The organism is Brevibacterium aurantiacum, from assembly GCF_003932995.1.
GTDB lineage: Bacteria > Actinomycetota > Actinomycetes > Actinomycetales > Brevibacteriaceae > Brevibacterium > Brevibacterium aurantiacum.
This window is the reverse complement of the sequence record NZ_CP025333.1, coordinates 2340654-2358836: the sequence shown is the minus strand read 5'-3', so window position 1 is coordinate 2358836 and position 18183 is coordinate 2340654. Positions and strand designations below refer to the sequence as shown.

Below are 18183 nucleotides of genomic sequence, written 5' to 3'. Positions count from 1 at the left end.
TGTCTGAGTGCGGCGGGGATGATTCCCCGCCGCACTCTGCGATAATGGGCGGGTGCACAACTATCGTGATGAAGGCATCGTGCTCCAGGGGCACAAACTCGGCGAAGCCGACCGCATCGTCACTGTTCTCACCCGCAGCCACGGGCTGATCCGAGCAGTTGCGAAGGGCATTCGCCGCACCAAGTCACGCTTCGGTTCCCGACTCGAGCCCTTCATGCTCGTCGATCTGCAGTGCCACGTCGGCCGCAGCCTCGACATCGTCACCCAGGTCGAACTCATCGAACCCTTTGCCCGCGGCATCGGCGCCGACTATGACGCTTACTCGGCCGCGAGTGTGATGGCGGAGACCGCCGCTCGGATCACCGAGGTCGAACCCCAATCACGGACCCATTTCCTGCTCCTCGTCTCGGCCATCCGGTCCTTGTGCAACGGCGAGCATCCGCCGAGGTTGGCCCTCGACGCGTATCTGCTGCGGGCCATGTCCGTGGCCGGCTGGGCGCCGAGCCTGCTCGACTGCGCACAGTGCGGCAGTCCTGGACCCCACCGTGCGTTCTCGGCTTCCCTGGGCGGTGCCGTGTGCACCACCTGTCGCCCCAGCGGCGCGGCCCTGCCGGACACCGACGCACTCGAACACATGGCGGCGCTGCTCTCCGGTGACTGGGAGCGCGCGGAATCCTCTGATCTCCACGACCAGATCGACGGTTCCAAACTCGTCTCTGACTGGGTGTCGTGGCATCTGGAGCGCAATATCCGATCACTGAGAGTTCTGGAGAGCAGATGAGCTATCCCGCACCGCCTCCGCACCCCAGCGGAGCCCGACCCCCGCGCATCGAGTCGAAATTCGTCCCGAATCACGTGGCCGTGGTCATGGACGGCAACGGCCGATGGGCCAACGATCGTGGTCTGCCGCGCACCGAAGGACACAAGGCCGGAGAGGCCTCTCTTCTCGAAGTCATCCACGGAGCCATCGAGATGGGCGTCGACTATCTGTCCGCATATGCCTTCTCCACCGAGAACTGGAAACGGTCACCCGACGAGGTTCGTTTCCTCATGGGCTTCAATCGTGATGTCATCCGCCGCCGCCGCGATGAGCTCAACGCTTTGGGCGTGCGCATCGTCTGGGCCGGGCGTCGTGGTCGCCTGTGGCGCTCGGTCATCGACGAGCTTGAGACCGCAGCGGAGATGACCAAGCACAACACCGGACTGGTCCTCCAGTTCTGCGTCAACTACGGTGGACGTTCGGAGATTGTCGACGCGGTCAACCAGATCACCGCCGAGGTGGCTGCCGGGAAGCTGAAACCGGGCAAGGTCAGCGAGAAGACCGTTCGTTCCCGTCTCTACGCGGCCGAGGTCCCCGACGTGGACCTGTTCCTGCGCTCATCGGGGGAGCAGCGGACTTCGAACTTCCTGCTGTGGCAGTCCGCTTACGCCGAGATGGTCTTCCAAGACGTGCTCTGGCCCGACGTCGACCGTCGCACCCTGTGGTCGGCGATCGAAGAATACGCACGCCGTGATCGTCGCTTCGGCGGCGCCGTGGACCGCTCAGGCTCCTAGCCGGTCGCGCACGGTCTGAGCAAACACGACAGCCCAGAGGCAAACACGAGGTCCCGCAACGAAAACGTTGCGGGACCTCGTGTCATGTGTGCTCGCTGCGCCGAAGCCGGCTCAGCAGTGCCGGTGGATCAGCACGGCTGGGCGACTGCGCAGCGGCAGCGACTCAGTAGCGGTCGTGTGAGCGTTCGCCGCCGAAGCGGTCATTGCTGAACTTCTTGGCGCCTCCGCGGCGATCATTGCGGAAGTTGCGGCTGTCGCCGGGCTGCTTGTCGAAGTTGCGCTTCTTGAACGGACGAGCCGGACGGCCCGAATCCGGACGGATGTCGATCGGGCGACCCTGGATCTGGGTGTTGGAGAGCTTGCGCATGACCGAAGAATCGAGATCCTTGGGCAGATCGACAAGGGTGTGGTTCGACCGGATGTCGATGTGGCCGATCTCCTTCGAGGTGAGACCACCCTCGTTGGCGATGGCGCCGACGACCGCACCGGGCTGCAGACGCTCATTGCGTCCGATGGCCAGACGGTAGGTGGTCATGTTCTCATCACGCGGACGGGATGAGCGTTCACGGCCGGGCTTGCCGTCGCGTCCGCCGCTGTCGCGGTCACGACCTGGCTTGCCGCGCGAAGGCTCCGGCATGGGATCGGCCTTGAGGGTGTTCGACTCGAGCACCAGAGACGCCAGCGCTGCGGCGATGTCGGTCGCAGGCACGTTGCGGGAGAGCTCGTACTGTTCGATGACGGTCGCGAGCTCGGTCAGTTCGGTCGTGGCGAGCACATCGTCGATGCGCTTGGTGAACTTCTCCACACGGGTGTTCGTCAGCTCTTCGACGCTGGGCATCTTCAGCTGTTCGACCTTCTGCTTCGTTGCGCGCTCGATGGAGCCGAGCAGACGCTGCTCACGCGGGGTGACGAAGAGAATGGCCTCACCGGAGCGTCCGGCGCGGCCGGTGCGGCCGATGCGGTGGACGTAGGACTCGGTGTCGTGAGGAATGTCGAAGTTGACGACCAGGGTGATGCGCTCGACGTCGAGGCCGCGGGCTGCGACGTCGGTGGCGACGAGGATGTCGACCTTGCCGTTGCGCAGCATGTCGATCGTGCGCTCACGTGCCTGCTGGGGAATGTCGCCGTTGATTGCCGAGGCCTTGAAGCCGCGGGCACGCAGCTTCTCCGCGAGCTCCTCCGTGGCCTGCTTGGTGCGGACGAACATGATGATGCCCTCGTACTCCTCGACCTCGAGGATCCGGGTCAGGGCGTCGAGCTTATGGGAGTGCTGGACCATGTGGTAGCGCTGGCGGATGTTCGATCCGGTCTGCGACTTCGACGCGACCCGCACCTCTTTGGGGTTGTTGAGGTACTTGCCGGTCAGGCGGTGGATCGAGGTCGGCATGGTGGCGGAGAACAGAGCCACCTGACGTGAGTCACCGGACTGGCTGAAGATCTCTTCGATGTCTTCGGCGAAGCCCATCTTGAGCATCTCGTCGGCCTCATCGAGGATGAGGTGACGGAGGCTGCCGAGCTTGAGGGAGCCCTTCTTGAGGTGGTCGATGACACGACCGGGCGTTCCCACGACGACCTGAGCGCCGCGCTTGAGCCCGGACAGCTGCGGGCCGTAGGCCTGGCCGCCGTAGATCGGGAGGACGGAGAAGTCGTCGAGGTTCGTCGCATAGGAGGTGAACGCCTCGGCGACCTGGATTGCAAGCTCACGGGTGGGGGTCAGTACGAGAGCGAAGGGGCCGTCGTTGGCGCGACCCGCCTCGGCGAGGTCGGACAGTGCCGGCAGGGCGAAAGCGGCTGTCTTGCCGGTACCGGTCTGGGCGAGTCCGATGACGTCGCGGCCTTCGACCAGTGCGGGAATCGTTTCGGCCTGGATCGGGGTCGGGGTTTCGTAGCCCTGAGCCTGAACTGCCTGGAGGACGAGCGGGTGGAGACCCAGCTCGGAGAACTTCGGTGTTGTCGGATCGTCGGATGAGGACACATCGGTCATGAGTTTTCTCTCTCACGTCGGCACACACTTGATCGCAGATGACTGTAGTGGCGATCTACCCTGCGGCCGCTTGTGCAATCATCGTGAGCAATCCGGGCCGAAACCGTATGAGATCCAAGGCTTGCTTGGACAGACTTGAAAACCGTCAGTACGGAGAAAGGTTTGGGTGTACCTCAATCCTACATGCCACTTGCCCGCCGAGGTGGCTCTGCGGCCCGCTTTAAGTGTGAGTTCCGTCGCCCAGGAGTCGACAGCCACCGATCGCAGCCGAACCGATAGGCTGTACCTGCGAGCCACGGCAGCCGGCCGTCGGCGAACTACCTCAAGGAGAATAAACGTGGCACAGTCCAAGTTGGATGCCGTCATCGCACTGGCCAAACGCAGAGGATTCGTCTTCCAAGCCGGAGAGATCTATGGCGGTTCCCGTTCGGCCTGGGACTACGGGCCGTTGGGTGTTGAGCTCAAGGACAACATCAAGGCCCAGTGGTGGCAGACCTTCGTCCGCGGACGCGAAGACGTCGTCGGACTCGACTCCTCGGTCATCCTGCCCAAACGGGTCTGGGAAGCTTCGGGCCACGTGGCTACCTTCGTCGACCCGCTCGTCGAATGCCTCAGCTGCCACAAGCGCCACCGTGAGGACCACCTCGTCGAAGCCTACGAGGCCAAGCACTCCAAGGCACCCGAGAACGGCATGGCCGACATCGTCTGCCCCGACTGCGGAAACCGCGGTCAGTGGACCGAGCCGCAGGAGTTCTCCGGGCTGGTCAAGACCTTCCTGGGTCCGGTGGAATCGGAAGCGGGTCTGAACTACCTGCGGCCTGAGACCGCGCAGGGGATCTTCGTCAACTTCAACAACGTCGTGACCGCTGCACGGAAGAAGCCGCCGTTCGGCATCGGCCAGATCGGCAAGGCCTTTCGCAACGAGATCACTCCCGGTAACTTCATCTTCCGCACCCGTGAGTTCGAGCAGATGGAGCTCGAGTACTTCGTTCGTCCCGACGAGGCAGACGACTACTACCGCGAATGGGTTGAGGCCTGCTGGAACTGGTTCCTCGACCTCGGCATCTCCGAGGACAACGTGCGTCGCCTCGACGTCCCCGAAGATGACCGGGCACACTACTCGTCGGGCACGATCGACGTCGAGTACCGCTTCGGCTTCCAGGGCTCCGAATGGGGAGAGCTCATGGGTGTGGCCAACCGCACGGACTACGATCTCGGCACCCACACCGAGGCCTCCGGCGCGAAGCTGCAGTACTTCGACCAGGCCAGCGGTGAACGCTTCACCCCCTATGTCATCGAACCGTCCTTCGGACTCACCCGCTCGATGATGGCCTTCCTCATCGACGCCTACACCGAGGACGAGGCACCGAACACCAAGGGCGGCGTCGACAAGCGCATCGTGCTCAAGCTCGATCCGCGTCTGGCTCCGGTCAAGGCCGCAGTCCTGCCGCTGAGCCGCAACGAGAAGCTGTCCCCGCAGGCCAAGGAGCTCGCGGCTCGTCTGCGCAAGCGCTGGAACATCGACTTCGATGATGCCGGTGCGATCGGACGTCGCTACCGTCGTCAGGACGAGGTCGGCACTCCGTTGTGCATCACGTTCGACTTCGACTCACTCGACGACAATGCGGTCACGATCCGCAAGCGCGACGACATGAGCCAGGAGCGCGTGAGCATCGATCAGGTGGAGAACTACCTGGCCGAGCACCTCGGCGTCTGAGGCTCGCCTGGGCCCCGGCAGAATCTGCTGCCGGGGCCTGAGCGGAGACGCGAAACGGCCCCGATTCCTCGTATGAGGAATCGGGGCCGTTGTCTCTGGCGGGCCGTTGTTGCGGGAGCCCTGGCCGAGATCAGCAGATCAGAGCTTGGTCCAGGCTTCGGTCAGAGTTCCGCGGATGATCTGCTCCATCTCGTCGAACTCCTTCTGACCGACGGTCAGTGGAGGCGAGAGCTGGATGACAGGGTCGCCACGGTCATCGGCGCGGCAGTACAGGCCGTCGTCGAACATCTTCGCTGAGACGAAGTTCTTGAGGATGCGCTCCGACTCCTCCTCGGTGAAGGACTCCTTGGTGTCGCGATCCTTGACCAGTTCGATGCCGTAGAAGAAGCCCTCACCGCGGACGTCGCCGACGATCGGCAGGTCCTTGAGCTTCTCAAGCGTGAACTTGAACGCAGCAGCGTTCTCATGCACGTGATCGTTGAGCTTCTCCTTCTCGAACACATCGAAGTTCGCCATGGCGGCCGCACAGGAGACGGGATGTCCGCCGAAGGTGTAGCCGTGGTAGAAGGTCTCGTCCCCGCCGGGACCGAAGGGCTCGAACAGACGATCCGAGGCGATCATCGCACCGAGCGGAGCATAACCGGAGGTGATGCCCTTGGCGCTCGTGATGATGTCGGGCACGTAGCCGAAGTCGTTGCAGGCGAACATGTCGCCGATACGGCCGTAGGCACAGATCGTCTCGTCCGAGACCAGAAGCACGTCGTACTCGTCGCAGATCTCGCGGACACGTTCGAAGTAGCCGGGAGGCGGCGGGAAGCAGCCGCCGGAGTTCTGCACTGGTTCGAGGAAGACTGCCGCAACCGAATCGGCACCCTCGAACTCGATGGCCTCACCGATGCGGTCCGCTGCCCAACGGCCGAAGGCCTTCTCATCGTGGGCGTAGGGCTCGGGTGAGCGGTAGAAGTTCGTGTTGGGTACCTTGATCGCACCGGGGACCAGGGGAGCGAACTGCTCACGCAGATCCGGCAGCGAGGTCACGGACAGCGCGCCGTGAGGTGTGCCGTGGTAGGCCGTGGCACGCGAGATGATCTTGTGCTTGCCCGGCTTGCCCGTGACCTTGAAGTAGTTCTTCGCCAGCTTCATCGCGGACTCGACCGAGTCACCGCCACCGGAGGTGAGGAAGACACGGTTGAGGTCACCCGGGGCATAGCTGGCCAGGCGCTCCGAAACCTCGATGGCCTGCGGATGGGCGAAGGACCACAGGGGCATGAAGGGCAGCTTCATCGCCTGATCCGACATCGCCTTCGCGATCTCCTCGCGACCGTGGCCCACCTGGACGGTGAACAGTCCGGCCAGTCCGTCAAGGTACTTCTTGCCCTTGTCGTCGAAGATGTGGTGGCCTTCACCACGAGTGATGATCGGTGCTTCACCACCGTTGAACAGTGACTGGTGCGGAGCCATATGCATCCACACGTTGTTGCGGATGGCATCCTGATAGCTGGTGCCAGCTCTGGTGACATTCTCTGTCATCGCGTCCCCCAATTGTATTTTTGCTTTTCGAGTGAGAGGTACATGAAGAGCTCGGTGTCCACGACGGCGTCGATCGAACGCAGCTCTTCATTGACGAATTCGATCAGGTGGCGATCCGATTCGCAGACGATCTCGACCAAGATGTCGAACGACCCTGCGGTGACCACGAGATAGTCGATCTCGTCGTAGCCGTGCAGTCGATCGGCGACCTTGGAGATATCGCCCCGAACCTTGACGCCCACCATGGCCTGTCGGGCGAAGCCCAGGCTCAAGGGATCGGTCACGGCGACGATTTCCATCACGCCGGAATCGATGAGCCTGGAGACCCGCTGACGGACGGCAGCCTCGGACAGCCCCACGGACTTGCCGATGGCGGAGTAGGACTTGCGCCCGTCGTGCTGCAATTCGACGATGATCGCTTTCGACTTCTCATCGAGATTGCCCGGGCGGTGATTGCTTCCGCTCGGCATCAAGTGGGCCATTCTTCACCTCCGTGATTTGGTTCTCAACACAATCTACCATTGATTCCGTCGGAATGCGCAGATTCGTATGCGAATTCAGTCGAATACGAAAAACATTCATTCTGGATTCGTCATGAATTGGCATTTTCACCCCTGACAACACGCGTGTGACAGTGATTGACACGGTGTGAGCTGGCTCACCACACTGTAATCATGAATGAGGGTGAGCTGTTCTACGCCGGTGAAGACAACCGGCCGGACGTGCAGGGAATGCGGCCCGGAGCCGAGCAGGGCCGGGCAGGACAGGAAGTCAGGGCTCGCCCACAGCCGCGTCCCGGCGAGGTCGACACGATCGGCGCGAACGAGCTGTCGTTCTCCCCGGATGAGTACCTGGGGCGCATCGCTTCGGTGCGCAATCGCATGATCGACCAGGGTCTGTCTGCACTCATCGTCACCGACCCCGCCAACATCTATTACCTCACCGGGTACAACGCCTGGTCGTTCTACACCCCTCAGCTCCTCTTCGTCCCGGCCTCGGGACCGCTGACTCTGTTCATGCGCGACATGGATGCCCGAGGCGCTATGCACACCTCATGGCTGCCCCCGGAGGACATCGTGGGCTATCCGGAACGCTACGTGCAGCGCCCTCACATCCATCCCTTCGATTGGGTGTCCTTCGCGCTGCGGCAGCGCTGGGAAGTCGCCCGTGCCTCCTCCTCGCCGGTCGGGGTCGAGATGGACTCGCATTTCTTCTCTCCGCGTGCGTTCCGTTCACTGGTCAACGGTGTCCCGGAGTGGCGCCTGGTGGATTCCTTCGAGCTGGTCAATTGGATCCGCGCGATCAAGTCCCCAGCCGAAGTCGCACTGATGCACAAGGCCGCCGAGGTGACCACGGAGTCGATGAACGCTGCCCTGGCGACCATCGGCGACGGTATCGCACAGAATGAGGTGGCGGCTGAGATCGCCGCTGCTCAGGCCCGCGGACGCGGCAGTGCCTGGGGTGACTATCCGGCCATCGTTCCGCTCCTGCCCACGGGGGAGAGCGCGGACACCCCGCACCTGAGCTGGACGAATCGGAAGTTCGTTGCCGATGAGTCGGTGAGCATCGAGCTGGCAGGCGTCCACCGTCGCTATCACGTGCCCTTGGCGCGCACCGCCGTCGTGGGAAAGCCGAAGCAGGAGCTCATCCGACTCGAGGGTGTCGTCTCCGAGGCGCTGGCCGCGGTTCTCGACGTCGCCGCACCAGAGGTGCCCACCGCCGAATTGGCCCGCACCTGGAACCGGGTGCTGGCGCTGGCCGGTCTGGAGAAGCCGAGCCGGCTGGGCTACTCCATCGGCATCGGGTACCCACCCGACTGGGGCGAGCGCACGATCTCGATCAGGACCGAGGACGACCAGATCCTCGAAGCCGGAATGACCTTCCACCTCATCTGCGGCATGTGGATGAACGGCTACGGCTATGAACTCTCCGAGTCCGTCCTCATTACGGATACCGGCTGTGACACGTTCACCGACTTCCCACGCGAGATCATCCGCGTCTGAAGTCCGCGCTTGGGAGCTCAGACCATGAACTGAATCCAGAGGCCGAGGGCCACCGCGTTGATCCCAGCGACGGTCAGTGCCCGTCCCTGGACCCAGGCGATGTCATTCGCCGAGGCGGGGCTTGAGGGGTCTGCCATCTGCACTGACATCGCCACCCGTGGGGGAGCGGCTAGTGCCGCAAGCGAGGCGGCGGCGTTTCCTGCTGCCACCACCGGCAGTGAGGAGACGTGGGAGGCCGTGGCGACCGCGTCGATGGTGCCGGTGAACATGGAGTTGGCGCCGGTGTTCGATCCGGTCACGATGGCTCCGACCGCAGTCAGCCAGGGCGTGAAGAGGACGAGTCCGGCGGGCACCAGGGTCCCGATGGACGCGCTCATCCCGGTCGTCGTCATGATCCAGCCCATGAGCATGAAGGCGGCTGTGCCGGCGCCGATCGGCAGCCAGGAGCGAACGGCGGCGGAGGTGACAGCACCGCGAGAGGTGACCCTGAGCGCGGCGATCACACAGGCGGCGGCCAACCAGAACGGGGGAGAGGCCACGATCTGTGTCACCAGTGACGGGACTGCGGATTCCAGTGCGCGGGCCAAGAGCAGGCCTACGGTGAGGGTCGTGTACGGCAGGACCGCGAGACCCAGCTGACGGGTGAAGCCGGTTCTGCGGCGGCGGATGATGAAGCGGGTGCCCATGACGGCGATGACGAGGAGTGAGCCGATGATGCCGGCTGGGGCCATGCCGATGAGGATGTTTGCGGTGAGGATGCCGGTCCACATCAGAGCCGCGGCGGCAATGATTCCGAAGCAGGAGGAGAGGCCGGGGCGCATGATGAGAATCACCGAGGTCGCCACGATGATGACGGGGATCGCGTTGATCCAGGCCGTCGCGACGCCGAGATCGTCGACGTTGATGCCGGTGAGCGCGGCGGCGACCGTGGTTCCGGGGCCGAGTGCGCCCCAGGGGACGGCGATGAGGCCCAGCAGTCCGAGGATCGCCGACTGCCGCAGTGAACAGCCGAGCAGCCGCAGGACCGGGACTCCGATCGTCACGCCGATGCCGAACCCGGTGACCGACTCGGCGAAGGGGACGAGCCCGAACACGACGAGTCCGACTCCGAGCGCGCGACTGGGCGCCGCTGCTTCGACCCAGGCGGAGATCTCGCCCATCGATCCTGACGACTCGAGCAGGCGTGCCAGAACCATGCCGAAGAGAAGGATGAGGGCGACTTCGAGGATCAGAGGGAAGTAGTCAGCCCCCGATTCGACGAGAACCGATATCGGCGTCGGGAAGAAGAGAATGACAGCCAGGCAGGCGGCGATGACCCCGGCGGCAGCGGCGATCCAGGAGTTCTGTTTGAATACGAGCAGAGCGATCGCGAGCACAATCGGCGTCAGCGCCAGCAGTGGAGTCATGGGAACAGTTCCATCGTGTGAAGAAGTAAGACTTGGTAGAATTCACTCTACTATTCAAGAACAATCTATGATGTCACCATGGTGAACACAGAGGACCTCGGAGCTCGAGTATTCGGCGCGCGCATCAGGGCGCGCCGCAAGTACAACGACCTGACGCTCAACGAACTTGCTGTGCGCGCCGGAATCTCTCGAGCGGCCTTGTCGAAGATCGAACGTGGGGAACAGGACACATCGGTCTCGAACGCCATGGGGCTCTCCCGTGCCCTCGGCGTGGATGTGGGTGAGCTCCTCGCTCCGCCCGAGGTGGTCATCACCTCCAGTGCTGCCATTCCCGCTCACAGCGCATACGGCAGAGGCACTCTGCGCCGAGACCTCCCCGCTCCGCAGGAGAACATGGAGGTCGTGCACTACAAGCTTGATCCGCACTGCGAAACAGCATCCTTCGCCGCTCACCGCAGCGGCTCCCGTGAGACCTTCTTCGTGCTCGCCGGCACCATCGAAATCGTCACGATCGATCGCCGGACCACCCTGCGGGTCGGAGACTGTGCGCAGGCGCCCGGCGATGTTCCGCACCAGCTGTCCAACCCCGGAAACGAGCCGGCGGAGCTCATGCTCATCATCGTCTGAGGTTCGCAACAGCCCTTGACGAGGACAACCGACCTCCGGCATCCTTGACTTGACACATTCCCGGCGAAAGACAGTCATTTCGTGAAGTAATTCCTCATTTCCGCATCATGCGGGTGCTACGGACCCGCAGCGCACTTCTGTGCACGAAATGAGGACACACATGACTGCTGCCGTATCTCTCTCGAAACTCGGCTACCGCCTCGGCGATGACACCGAGATCTTCACTGCTCTCACTGCATCGATCCCGGCCTCCCCTGTCGGACTGGTCGGTGACAACGGGATCGGCAAATCCACCCTCGCCAGAATCATCGCCGGACAGCTTCGCCCCAGCGCGGGCTCCGTCACCGGCGCCGAGGACGCGGTGTACATCGATCAGCTGCTGCCCCATACCGACCTCAGCGTCGCCTCGACCCTGGGAATCAGCGAGATCAGATCGGCACTGTCGAAGGCCCTGGCCGGTGACGCCGATTTCGCCGACTTCGACGTCATCGGCGATGACTGGGACATCGAGGAACGGGCGCTGAGCGCCCTGGCCGATCTCGGACTCACACTCGATGCCGCGGCCCTTGACCGGCGACTGTCGACCTTCTCCGGCGGTCAGGCCATGCGCATCGGACTGGCGCGGGCGGCTCTGGCCGGTGATCGCTGGCTGATTCTCGACGAACCGAGCAACAACCTCGACGAGGTGGGACGTCGCCGGCTGGCCTCCCTGCTGCGGGACCGGACGGGGCCGACACTCGTGATCTCCCACGATCGTGCACTGCTGGCGGAAGTGACGACGATCGTCGAGATGACGGACCAGCTGCGCATCTACGGTGGAGACTTCGACGACTACGAACGCATGGTCGCCGCCGAAGAGGAGGCGAAGCTCGCTCACCTCGTCGACGCCAAGAAGTCCCTGGCGATCGAGAAGCGCCAGCGCATCGAACTCGAGACGAAGCTGGCCAGGGCCGATCGCAAGGCTGCCAAGGACAAGGAGAACAAACGCCGACCCAAGATCGTCATGAATGGTCTGACCGACTTCGCCCAGAAGAGCGCGGCGAAGCGACGCGGAGACAAGGCTGACGACGAGGAGGCCGCCCGTTCCTCGGTGCGCACCGCCAAGGACGCTCTGCGCAGGGACTCAAGCATCCGCCTGGACCTGCCCGAGACCGTGATCCACTCGGCGAAGCGTGTCCTCGAGGTCTCAGGTCCGGTGCTCGAGCAGCCACGTACGATCGTCGGTCCCGAGCGGATCAGGCTGACCGGTGCCAACGGCTCCGGGAAGTCGACCATGCTGTCGGCGATCGCCGGGCGATACGACACCGGTGCCCCGATCAACGAGCTGTTCCCCGATCTGACCTTCACCGTTCCCGTGTCCAGCGGCTTCCTCGACCAGCAGTACAGGCTGCCGCCGACGCTGACCGTCATGGAAGCCGTGAGGGAGGACAACCCTGGTCTCGGACCACACCGAGTTCATGAGGTGTTGGCCGCGATGGGGCTGAGGGCCGGACGGACCGAGCAGCTGTGTTCGACATTGTCGGGAGGGGAGCGCTTTCGAGTGGCTCTGGCGAAGAGTCTGCTCCAAAACCCCGCGCCCCAGCTGCTCATCCTCGACGAACCAGGCAACAACCTCGACCTTTCCTCGCTGACTGCGTTGGTGACCGCCCTGGACGGATTCGGCGGAGCGATGATCGTCATCACCCACGATGATCGTCTCGCCGAGGAGCTGCGCCTCGACGTCGAATGGGACATTCGGGAATTTCTTCTCCCCGAACAGGTTGAAGGAGACGAGCAGGTTGATGGAGACAGGAACGAGTTTGAGGAGGCCTCACATGCGCGATCGTGAGCGGGAGCCAGCCGCCCGTGCCAGTGATCCATCATTTGACTGCTCGGGGATAATGGCATGGTGAGTGTCATCAGCCCTGCCCCAGAATCAGTATCCCCAGCCGCTGCCGAGCCCCTGCGCATCGGTCCCATCGAGCTGTCCTCGCCGGTCGTGCTCGCGCCGATGGCCGGAATCACCAACACCGCCTTCAGGCGCCTGTGCCGCGAGTACGGAGCCGGCCTGTATGTGACAGAGATGGTGACGTCCAGGGCGCTGGTCGAACGCAGCCCCAAGAGCATGCGCATCATCCGGCACGAGCCGTATGAGACACCGCGCTCGGTCCAGCTCTACGGCGTCGACCCGGTGACGATCGGGCAGGCCGTGCGCATGCTCGTCGAGGAGGACCGGGCCGACCACATCGACCTCAACTTCGGATGCCCCGTGCCCAAGGTCACCCGGAAGGGCGGCGGCTCTGCCCTGCCGTGGAAGAAGGACCTGTTCGAGTCCATCGTCACCACAGCCGTGACCGAGGCAGATCGCGGCGGCATCCCCCTGACCGTGAAGATGCGCAAAGGCATCGACAAGGACCACCAGACCTTCCTCGACGCGGGTGAGACTGCCCGCAATGCGGGTGTGGCAGCGGTCGCCCTCCACGGTCGGTCCGCGGCGGATCTGTACTCGGGCCAGGCGGACTGGGACGCCATCGCCCGACTCAAGGACCACCTCGGCGACACCGTTCCGGTTCTGGGCAACGGTGACATCTTCGCGGCAGAGGATGCACTTGAGATGATGCGCCGCACGGGCTGCGACGGCGTCGTCATCGGACGTGGATGCCAGGGACGACCTTGGCTGTTCGGCGACCTCGCCAATGCCCTCAACGGCAGCGATGAACGCTTCCGGCCGGGTCTCGCCGAGGTGGCTCGCGCCGTCTACAAGCACGGCGAGTACCTGGCCGAATACTACGAGGACGAGTTCTACGGCGTTCGTGACCTGCGCAAACACATTGCCTGGTATTTCAAGGGCTATCCGGTTGGGGGAGACCTGCGGCGTCAGCTGGCGATGGTCTCCTCGCTCGAGGAGCTCGCGGGCCTGCTGGCTCAGCTTGATCAGGACGCACCGTATCCTGGTACGGACGCGGAAGGCTCCCGGGGGCGGACGACCCGCCCGAAGAAGCCGCATCTGCCCGAAGGGTGGCTCGACTCCCGCATCTTCGATGTGAGCGGAAAGTCACTGCTCTCCGAGGCGGAACTCGACATCTCGGGAGGATGACAATGCCATTCGAAACTCACCCACGCACCTCGGTGCGCTCGGGGACCGTGGCGGTCTACACGCCGTGGGACGAGGAACGATGGGTGAGCGAACCGGCGAAGAATCCACGCCGCTCGGCCTTTCAACGTGACCGGGCCCGGGTGCTGCACTCCGCGGGACTGCGGCGTCTGGGCGCCAAGACTCAGGTCGTGTCACCAGGCACTGATGATTTCGTCCGCACCCGGCTCACCCACTCTCTCGAAGTCGCTCAGGTCGGGCGCGAACTTGCCCGATACTTAGGCTGCGATCCCGACATCGTCGACACCGCGTGCCTGAGCCATGACCTCGGCCATCCGCCCTTCGGTCACCACGGCGAGACCATCCTCGACGCCCTGTGCATCGACATCGGCGGATTCGAGGGCAATGCGCAGACGCTGCGCCTGGTCACCCGGATCGAGCCGAAGGTGATCGCCGATGACGGCCGACCGGCAGGACTCAACCTCACGCGGGCCAGCCTCGACGCACTCACGAAATATCCCTGGTCACGGAGCGAAGCGTCCGCGGGGCGGCGTGACTCCGGCGTGCGGAAATTCGGTGTCTACGATGACGACAGGGGAGTCTTCGACTTCTACCGCGACGGGATCGAGAACGGCAAACGGTGTATCGAAGCCCAGGTGATGGATCTCGCCGATGACATCTCCTACTCCGTCCACGATGTTGAGGACGCGATCGCCGGGGGCCACCTGCATCTGGGTGAATTCGCTGCGGAGAGCCGTCGGGCTGAGCTCTTCGACATCACCCGCAAATGGTATCTGCCGACCACGAGCGACGAAGAGATGGACAAGGCGCTGTCGCGGCTGCAGGCGGCCGCGTACTGGCCCGCGGATGTCTATGACGGTTCCAGGAAGGCCCAGGCCACGCTCAAGCACATGACGAGTCAGCTCATCGGGCGGTTCGTCGGTGCGGCCGAAGCCGCAACACGTGAGGAGTTCGGCTGGGAGCCCCTGGCCCGTTACGCGGCCTCGCTGGTCGTCCCCGAGCCCACGGTCGTCGAGATCGCCGTCCTCAAGGGTATGGCGACGTTGACGGTGATGGTCGCCGAAGACCGTCTGCGACTCCATGACATCCAGTCTGCCGTCATCACCGAGTTGGCCCAGTGGTACTCCGCGATGCCGACCAAGCTCGACCCGATGTTCAGAGCCGACTACTTCGAAGCTGCCGACGATGCGGCACGGCTGCGTGTCGTCGTCGACCAGATCGCATCACTGACCGACCATTCTGCCTGGGCCCTGTACCACCAGCTCAAAGCAGGGGCGGGGGATCGTCTCTAGACCATGGCCGGACTGATCAAACGTGAGGACATCGACGAGCTGCGCAGTCGAACCCGCATCGACGAGGTCGTCGGTGAGTTCGTCACGCTCAAGACCGCGGGAATCGGCTCACTCAAGGGGTTGTGCCCCTTCCACGATGAGAAGACTCCCTCGTTCACGGTTCGCCCCCAAGTCGGGATGTATCACTGCTTCGGCTGTGGTGAGTCCGGCGACGTGTTCTCGTTTCTGCAGAAGGTCGAACAGCTCAGCTTCGTTGAGACGGTCGAGGCGCTGGCCGGCAAGATCGGGATGCATCTGCGCTACGAGGACGGCAAGGGCCCCGACCGTGAGCAGGCCAGCCGACGACAGCGGCTGCTGGAGATGCACGAAGTCGCACAGCGCTTCTTCACCCAGTGCCTGGAATCCGAGCAGGGGCAGATCGGTCGGGAGTTCCTCGAGGGTCGTGGCTTCCCACTGAGTTCGAGCAAGGAGTTCGGCCTCGGCTTCGCCCCCAAGTCCTGGGATTCTCTGACCAGCCAGCTCAAGCGGGCCGGCTTCACCGAGGAGGAGATCCTCGCCGGAGGTCTGGCCAGTGAAGGCGGCCGCGGCATCTACGATCGTTTCCGCGGCCGGGTTGTCTGGCCCATCAAGGACATGACCTCTCGGACCATCGGCTTCGGTGCCAGGCGACTGTACGACGATGACAAGGGGCCGAAGTACCTGAACACTCCGGAGACGGCTCTCTATCACAAGAACCAGGTTCTCTACGGTCTGGATCTGGCCAAGAAGGACATCGCGAAGACCAAGCGCGTGGTCATCGTCGAAGGCTATACCGACGTCATGGCCGCGCATCTGGCCGGCGTCACACAGGCGGTGGCGACCTGTGGAACGGCTTTCGGGCCTGAGCATGTGAAGATCGTTCGGCGTCTGCTCGGCGATGATCCGACAGGCCAGGTGATCTTCACCTTCGACGGCGACGCGGCCGGACAGAAGGCGGCTCTGCGGGCCTTCGAATTCGAAAGCGAGTTCACCGCTCAGACCTTCGTCGCCGTCGAACCCGATGGGCTCGACCCCTGCGATCTGCGGATGCAGAAGGGCGATGGGGCCCTGCGCGAGCTCATCGACGGTCGAAAGCCGCTCTTCGAGTTCGTCATCACCACCGCAATCTCTCGCTACGACCTCGACTCGGTCGAAGGTCGGATCGCAGCAGTCAAGGCCAGCGCCGAGGTGCTCGCTGACATCCGGGACCGCAATAGTCTCAGCCACTACTACCGTTTCGTCGCCGGCCGCATCGGTGTCGACATCGACGAGGTGGAATCTGCGGTCAGAGATGCCCGGAAACGTCCCAGCAGACCGCAGGCGAACCAGTCTCGTCAGCCTCAGCCTGCCCCGTCCCAGACCCCGCCCGGTGCCCCGCCAGTCGCATCGGGTCTGCCGGGGCAAGCAGGCGCGTCGCAGGCGCAGAGGTACGGATCTCAGGACCAGCAGAGGTCGGGTCATCCTGCATCGAGGCCACAGTCCTCGGGCCAGTACGCGCCGGGACAGCAGGCACGGGGTCAACAGCCATCCGGCCAGCCGACACAGGGACAGCAGCTTTCCGGCCAGCCCGCATCGGGACAGGGCCAGCAGCAGGGGGCGGACGCACAGCGGCCGTCCACGGGATTCGCACCCGCAGGGGGAGGTGCTGGGGGAGACGACACCGCCATCGAGTACGTCTACGATGAGCGCCCCGACGTGTCGAACTTGTCAGCACCGATCAGCCCCGCTCGCCTGAAGACAGAGAAGGGCGCCCTGATGGTGGCGCTGCAGCATCCCGAGTTCGTCAACGCCAAACTGTTCGATTCCCTGTCCGCACGAGCCTTCGAACACCCCGGCTATCGACGGATCCAAGCCGCGGTGAAGGCTGCCGGCGGCCTGAAGTCGGCCGGTGGTGCGCAGACAGCGGGAACCGCCGCCGCTACACGTTGGGCCGACGCGGTCCTCTCCGCCAGCGCCGAGGACCTTAAGCCCTACGTCACACAGCTGCTGGTGACGCCCTTGCCGGTGGCAGACGGCGTCAGCGCGGAAGGGTTTGCCCGCGGCATCGTGGCCCGTCTCTTCGACTACGATCTCGAACGCATCGCCAAGGAGCTGCACTCGCGACTGCAGCGCCAGGACACCACTGACACAGCTGCGCAGACGACTCTTCTGGGGCAGCTCCAGGTGCTCGAACAGCACCGGGCGCGGCTGAAGACTCTCATGTGAAGACACCGATGTGAGGGCTGCGATTCTCGCCTGAGAACGTGAAATAGTGCACAATTGCAATTTTGCAGTTGATGAAATGTTGCATGAGATGCAAAAATGGTCTCATGCGTGAATCCGAACCCGAATCCCTCCGTGCCAAAAAGGCCCGCCAGACGCGTCATGCGCTGCATGACGCGGCGATCACTCGGGTTCTCGATGAAGGACTCGAATGCGCGACGGTGGCGAACATCGCCGCCGACGTCGGCGTCTCCACACGAACCTTCTTCAACTACTACGCGACGAAGGAAGACGCCATCGTCGGACTCGACGAATCCAACATCGACGCCACACTGGTCGATGACTACGTCCACTCCGATTCCGGGGTGGAGAATCTGGCCGAGGACACTGCCCGCTTCGTCCGCGAGGTGCTGCTCATGGGATCGATGGATCCCAGCCTGCCGGCCCGTCGCAGGAAGCTGTTCGCCCGCTATCCGGAGCTGGTCAGCAAGCGCTTTGACCGGGCCGAGGCCCTGGAAGAGCTCGTGGCCGAACACGTGCTGGCGCGTCTGCGCTTTCTGGGCCAGGAGTTCTCCACTGAAGAATCGGCCTGGCGCAGCGCCAGGATGCTCACCCAACTGTGCCGGGTGCCCCTGAACCATGCTGGACAGACGGTCAAACGCTCACCCGAGCGCATTGACGAGAAAACCGGCACACAACCACTCTTCGAAGAATCATTGGGACTCTTCCTCAAGGTTCTGGACCGACTATGACAAA

14 protein-coding genes are annotated in these 18183 nt (G+C 63.7%); 10 read left to right on the top strand and 4 right to left on the bottom strand.

What is annotated here, in order from left to right; all coding sequences use genetic code 11:
• The first annotated feature begins 52 nt into the window (after window positions 1–52).
• Together recO and CXR25_RS10955 are read left to right on the top strand one after the other, a co-directional pair.
• Window positions 53–781, top strand: a complete 729-nt coding sequence (gene recO, locus CXR25_RS10960; protein ID WP_009881508.1) for a DNA repair protein RecO — start codon at window positions 53–55, stop codon at window positions 779–781.
• Entirely contained in the window at window positions 778–1554 is a 777-nt protein-coding gene (locus CXR25_RS10955) for an isoprenyl transferase (protein ID WP_009881507.1), read from the top strand. Before recO ends, CXR25_RS10955 begins: the two co-directional genes overlap by 4 nt.
• A 163-nt stretch (window positions 1555–1717) precedes the next feature.
• Here CXR25_RS10955 and CXR25_RS10950 read toward each other — a convergent pair whose 3' ends face one another.
• The gene (locus tag CXR25_RS10950) at window positions 1718–3538 is read right to left on the bottom strand and encodes a DEAD/DEAH box helicase (protein WP_009881505.1); all 1821 of its coding nucleotides are present in this window, start codon (window positions 3536–3538) and stop codon (window positions 1718–1720) included.
• Between the two features lie 337 nt (window positions 3539–3875).
• Between CXR25_RS10950 and CXR25_RS10945 the strand changes: the two genes are divergently transcribed.
• Complete coding sequence (locus tag CXR25_RS10945) at window positions 3876–5255, top strand: glycine--tRNA ligase (protein ID WP_009881504.1); 1380 nt, start codon at window positions 3876–3878, stop codon at window positions 5253–5255.
• 138 nt (window positions 5256–5393) lie between these two features.
• Here the strand turns inward: CXR25_RS10945 and CXR25_RS10940 are convergent, their stop codons facing one another.
• The gene (locus CXR25_RS10940) at window positions 5394–6785 is read right to left on the bottom strand and encodes an aspartate aminotransferase family protein (protein ID WP_009881503.1); all 1392 of its coding nucleotides are present in this window, start codon (window positions 6783–6785) and stop codon (window positions 5394–5396) included.
• Window positions 6782–7267, bottom strand: coding sequence for an Lrp/AsnC family transcriptional regulator (locus CXR25_RS10935; protein WP_009881502.1), 486 nt, complete (start codon window positions 7265–7267; stop codon window positions 6782–6784). The genes CXR25_RS10940 and CXR25_RS10935 overlap by 4 nt, the downstream gene beginning before the upstream one ends.
• A gap of 192 nt (window positions 7268–7459) precedes the next feature.
• Here CXR25_RS10935 and CXR25_RS10930 point away from each other — a divergent pair, with 192 nt between their 5' ends.
• Window positions 7460–8788 carry a M24 family metallopeptidase gene (locus CXR25_RS10930; RefSeq protein ID WP_180957314.1) on the top strand — a complete coding sequence of 443 codons (1329 nt, stop codon included), beginning with the start codon at window positions 7460–7462 and terminating at the stop codon, window positions 8786–8788.
• Window positions 8789–8805: 17 nt separating this feature from the next.
• On the opposite strand, the gene CXR25_RS10925 is transcribed toward CXR25_RS10930, so the two are convergent.
• Entirely contained in the window at window positions 8806–10194 is a 1389-nt protein-coding gene (locus CXR25_RS10925) for an L-lactate permease (RefSeq protein WP_069600279.1), read from the bottom strand.
• A gap of 78 nt (window positions 10195–10272) precedes the next feature.
• Here CXR25_RS10925 and CXR25_RS10920 point away from each other — a divergent pair, with 78 nt between their 5' ends.
• The 6 genes from CXR25_RS10920 (at window position 10273) to CXR25_RS10895 (ending at window position 18179) form a co-directional block, all read left to right on the top strand.
• On the top strand, window positions 10273–10821 hold the full coding sequence (locus tag CXR25_RS10920; protein WP_009881499.1) for a helix-turn-helix domain-containing protein: 549 nt from the start codon (window positions 10273–10275) through the stop codon (window positions 10819–10821).
• Window positions 10822–10981: 160 nt separating this feature from the next.
• On the top strand, window positions 10982–12649 hold the full coding sequence (locus CXR25_RS10915) for an ABC-F family ATP-binding cassette domain-containing protein (RefSeq protein ID WP_096158805.1): 1668 nt from the start codon (window positions 10982–10984) through the stop codon (window positions 12647–12649).
• Window positions 12650–12706: 57 nt separating this feature from the next.
• Window positions 12707–13897, top strand: a complete 1191-nt coding sequence (dusB, locus tag CXR25_RS10910; protein WP_009881497.1) for a tRNA dihydrouridine synthase DusB — start codon at window positions 12707–12709, stop codon at window positions 13895–13897.
• A gap of 2 nt (window positions 13898–13899) precedes the next feature.
• A complete protein-coding gene (locus CXR25_RS10905; RefSeq protein ID WP_009881496.1) occupies window positions 13900–15207 on the top strand; it encodes a deoxyguanosinetriphosphate triphosphohydrolase in 1308 nt (435 codons plus the stop codon).
• 3 nt (window positions 15208–15210) lie between these two features.
• Entirely contained in the window at window positions 15211–17430 is a 2220-nt protein-coding gene (dnaG, locus tag CXR25_RS10900) for a DNA primase (RefSeq protein WP_096158804.1), read from the top strand.
• Window positions 17431–17534: 104 nt separating this feature from the next.
• Window positions 17535–18179 (top strand): TetR/AcrR family transcriptional regulator, encoded by a 645-nt coding sequence (locus CXR25_RS10895; RefSeq protein ID WP_009881494.1) that lies wholly within the window; start codon window positions 17535–17537, stop codon window positions 18177–18179.
• The last annotated feature ends 4 nt before the right edge of the window (window positions 18180–18183 follow it).